Source organism: Paraburkholderia sp. EG286A, from assembly GCF_040965375.1.
Taxonomy (GTDB): domain Bacteria; phylum Pseudomonadota; class Gammaproteobacteria; order Burkholderiales; family Burkholderiaceae; genus Paraburkholderia.
In genome coordinates this window covers 1-964 of record NZ_JBFRCB010000031.1, presented here as the reverse complement: position 1 = coordinate 964, position 964 = coordinate 1, and the positions used below count along the sequence as shown (strand labels likewise).

Sequence of the window (964 nt, the reverse complement as noted above, 5' to 3'; positions counted from 1 at the left end):
CTTCGTCGAGCAGCAGGATCAACCGTGCACGCCTCACCTCGCCAACGGCCATTGTGCGGCTGCGCTGCATCGACATCAGTTCTTCGCGCTCGGTTTCACTCAGATTCATTTTGCCCATGCACCATTATGGGCAGTGCAATTTCATTGGTTCACTGGACTAGCACTACAAAGCGTTCACGAAACGCCTGAATCGCTTGGTGCGACAGATCCACCGCGCCGAAGAGAAGCTGATCCTCGACATCGCTGGCACCACGCTGTCGCTGACCACCTGACGGCGCGACGTGTTCCCCGATCCATCGTTGATGGTGGCCGCCATTGATCGCCTGGCCCCATCACTCAACGATCTTCGAACTGAACTTGTGAAGCTACCGGCGTCGCAGCGCGGACGACGACAAGCGCGCGCGGCGTGAGTCAATTACCCCAAGCCGAGCGGCGGCGGGCGGCCAAAGTAGTTGACGGCCCGCAGCTCGCGCCACAGCACGACAAGTTGGCCGAAACTGTCCCGACAAACTGATGAAGATGTGGTCTATCCGCTTTCGCCCGTTGCTCCGTCACCAGCACGCACGGGCACTTGCAGAAGGCAGAGGAAAGCCGCGATGGTGGCTACGCGGTGTCACCGGATCGGCGTAGTGTCAGATGGTTGTTGCTCTAGCGCGACAAACGGCGTGCTTTTTGTAGTCAGCAGCAGACGAGCACGTCAATGAGTACATTGATGGAGCCATATTCAGAAAAAAAGCATCAAGTCAATGCACTGAATGCGAACTTCGAGTCCTCTCCTGGGCACCAATAGATATTCCGGCGAAAGCCAGAAGTAGTTCGAGAAACGCCGTAAGATCAAGGGAAGGTCTGCACAACACGCTTTCAGAGCGCTGATCTTTTTTCGCGTTGAGCGTATCAGCCGTAAGCGCCTGCTGGCAGGTTGGTCGTCCGGCCTTTGAAGCATGATGATCTTCGTTTTCCGAGA

Annotated in this window: 1 protein-coding gene and 1 pseudogene; both read right to left on the bottom strand. The window is 56.5% G+C overall.

The window, feature by feature from the left end; genetic code table 11:
* A pseudogene (locus tag AB4Y35_RS42100) lies at positions 1-118 on the bottom strand (IS630 family transposase); the annotation flags it as partial.
* A gap of 625 nt (positions 119-743) precedes the next feature.
* Positions 744-964 (bottom strand): hypothetical protein (locus AB4Y35_RS42095; RefSeq protein WP_368692984.1); only part of this gene is annotated, 221 nt, incomplete at its 5' end.